Annotated in this window: 3 protein-coding genes; all 3 read left to right on the top strand. The window is 71.2% G+C overall.

Annotated features, from left to right (window positions below):
• Positions 1-428: ubiquinone biosynthesis accessory factor UbiJ (locus tag NON22_RS22450; protein ID WP_425508019.1), on the top strand; the 428-nt coding region annotated here is incomplete at its 5' end.
• Entirely contained in the window at positions 425-2086 is a 1662-nt protein-coding gene (ubiB, locus tag NON22_RS22445; protein ID WP_257389220.1) for a ubiquinone biosynthesis regulatory protein kinase UbiB, read from the top strand. The genes NON22_RS22450 and ubiB, both read left to right, overlap by 4 nt.
• A gap of 124 nt (positions 2087-2210) precedes the next feature.
• Positions 2211-2903 (top strand): phospholipase D-like domain-containing protein, encoded by a 693-nt coding sequence (locus NON22_RS22440; RefSeq protein ID WP_257389219.1) that lies wholly within the window; start codon positions 2211-2213, stop codon positions 2901-2903.
• Positions 2904-3072 lie beyond the last annotated feature (169 nt).

The raw sequence follows: 3072 nt of genomic DNA, 5'->3' as shown, positions 1-3072 counted from the left end.
CCGGCGACAGCGCGCTGCGCGTCGCGGCGACGCCGGGCAGCCTGCTCGCGCTGGCCCTGCGCCGCGGCGACGACGCGGCGCTGGCGCCCGGCAGGATCGAGATCGCCGGCGACGCCGAGCTCGCACGCCGGCTCGAAAAGCTCGCGAGCCGCTACCGGCCGGATTTCGAGGAAGCCTTCTCGCGCGTGTTCGGCGACGTAATCGGCGTGAAGATCGCGCAGGCCTTCGGCACCGCGCTCGGCTACGCGCGCGACCGCGGCCAGGCGCTGCTGCGCGACGGCGCCGACTACCTGCGCGAGGAAAGCCGCGATCTCGTCGCGGGCGGCGAGATGGACGAATTCCTCGACGACGTCGACGCGCTGCGCGAACGCAGCGAGCGCCTGCAGGCGCGCATCGCGCGGCTAGCGACGGCAGGCCGGCGCGCATGACGCCGCTGACGAGCGTGCCGCGCCTGATCGGCATAGCCCGCGTGCTGCTGCGCTACCGCCTCGACGAATTCGTCGAGGCCGTGCACCTGTTCCGGCCGCTCAAATGGGTGCGCGGCGTGTTCGGCCGGCCCCCGGCCGACATCGCCAACCTCAGCCGCGGCGCGCGCCTGCGCATGGCGCTGGCCGAGCTCGGACCGATCTTCGTGAAGTTCGGCCAGATCCTGTCGACGCGGCGCGACCTGCTGCCGCCGGACATCGCCGACGAGCTGACCCTGCTGCAGGATCAGGTGCCGCCGTTTCCGGGCAGCCTGGCCCGCGCGCAGGTCGAGCTCGCGCTCGGCGCGCAGGTCGCCGAGCTGTATGCCGCGTTCGACGAGACCCCGCTGGCGTCCGCCTCGATCGCGCAAGTGCACGCGGCCCGGCTCCAGGACGGCCGCGAAGTCGTGGTCAAGGTGCTGCGTCCCGGCGTCGGCAAGCGCATCGCCGCCGACGTGGCCCTGCTGCACGACTTCGCGCGCCTGGCCGAACGCTTCCATCCGAGCGCCGACAAGATCCGTCCGCGCGAGGTCGTCGCCGAGATCGAGCACACCCTCGTCAACGAACTCGACCTGCAGCGCGAAGGCGCCAACGCCTGCCTGTTGCGGCGCAATTTCCGCGATTCGCCCGACCTCTACGTGCCCGAGGTGTATTGGAGCCATTCGCGCGAATCGGTGCTGACCCTCGAACGCGTGCGCGGCATTCCGGCCGACGACATCGCCGCGCTGGACGCGGCCGGCATCGACCGCGTCAAGGTCGCGCAGAAAGGCGTGCAGCTGTTCTACACGCAGGTGTTCCGCGACAACTTCTTCCACGCCGACGCCCATGCCGGCAACATCTGGGTCGATCCGACGCGGCCGACCGAGCCGCGCTTCATCGCGATCGACTTCGGCATCATGGGATCGCTGCCGGAAGCCGACCAGTACTGGCTGGCCGAGAATTTCATCGCCCTGTTCAACCAGGACTACCGGCGCATCGCCCAGCTGCACGTGCAGGCCGGCTGGATGCCGTCGACGACGCGCATCGACGAGCTCGAAGCGGCCACGCGCGCGGTCTGTGAGCCGTATTTCACGCGGCCGCTCAGCGAGATCTCGCTGGCCGAGGTGCTCGTCAAGATCTTCCAGACCGCGCGCCGCTACGAACTGACGATACAGCCGCAGCTGATCCTGCTACAGAAGACCCTGCTCAACATCGAAGGCATCGGCCGCCAGCTCGATCCGACGATCGACATCTGGGCCGTCGCCAAACCCGTGCTCGAACGCCTCTGGCGCGACCGCCACGGTCCGGCCGCGATCTGGAAGGCGCTGCGCCGGCGCGTGCCGCAGTGGCTGGCCGCCGCGCCCGACATGCCGCAGCTGCTGCACGACTATCTGCAGAAGGCCAGCAGCGGCGGCATCGAGATGCGCGTGCATTCCGAAGACCTGCGCAACCTGCACGCCGACGCGAGCGCGAGCCGTGCGCAGATCGTGCCGCTGGCCCTCGGCGCGACCCTGATCCTGTCGGCCGTGCTGCTCTATGCGCTCGACGGCAACGCCGCGCGCGTGCTCGGCGTGCCGTGGACGTCGTGGTTCACGGCGATCGCCGGCACGGCGTGCTTCTGGACCGCGAGCCGGCGCTCCTGAGGTGCCGACGCGAAGCCGCCGGCGACCGGCCGATGGCCTTCGCGGATTGCCGCCGGCCGGCGCGAACCGCTTGCCGGCCGCGGCGATGAGGCGACAATCGCGCAACGCCTCGCGGGGAGCGGACATGGATTTCGAACAGCTGGACCGGACGCTGCGCGCGAGCGCCGCGGACTTCCGCCTCGACGACGAGGAGCGTTTCGAGCTGCGCGAAACCGGCGCACAGGTCAGTCCCGAACAGCTGCGCCGCCTGCGCAACACCGCGTTCGCGATCGCGCGCGAACAGATCCAGGCGCAGCCGGCCCAGGCGCTGCCGCTGCTGCGCTGGCTCGAACAGGTCGTCAAGACCCTGGACCTGTCGGCCACGACGGCCGCCGCCGCGCACAGCGCGTATTTCACGCCCGGCGACGCCTGCCTGCGCAAGCTGCGCGAGCTCTGCGCGGGGGCGCGCGAGCAACTGGACATCTGCGTGTTCACCCTGGCCGACGATCGCCTGTCCGACGCCGTGCTCGACGCGCACCGGCGCGGCGTACGCGTGCGCATCATCAGCGACGACGACAAGCGCTTCGACGCCGGCAGCGACATCGCGCGGCTGGCCGGGGCCGGCATCGAGATCCGTCTCGACCGCGGGCCGGCGCACATGCATCACAAGTTCGCGCTGTTCGACACGCAGCTCCTGGCCAACGGCAGCTTCAACTGGACGCGCAGCGCGAGCCTGAGCAACGACGAGAATCTCGTCGTCAGCCGTGACGCCTATCTCGTGCGCTGTTTCGGCGGACAGTTCGACGCGCTGTGGCAGCGCTATCCGCGACTCGGCTGAGGCGGCGCCGCGGACGACGCGGTTCGCTTTCGTGGCGCGGCGGCGTCGCACCGGACTGAAGCGTCGCCGCGGCCTTCACGGCCCGGCCGCCGGCACCAGCCGCGCGGCGATGCGCGCGCGGTAGTCGCCGGCGCCGCGCGCCAGACTGCTCTGCAACGCCGCGCGCGCG

This window comes from Tahibacter caeni, from assembly GCF_024609805.1.
GTDB classification, from domain to species: Bacteria; Pseudomonadota; Gammaproteobacteria; order Xanthomonadales; family Rhodanobacteraceae; genus Tahibacter; species Tahibacter caeni.
Note: the sequence above shows the minus strand (reverse complement) of the source record. Positions and strands in the feature narration are given on the sequence as shown.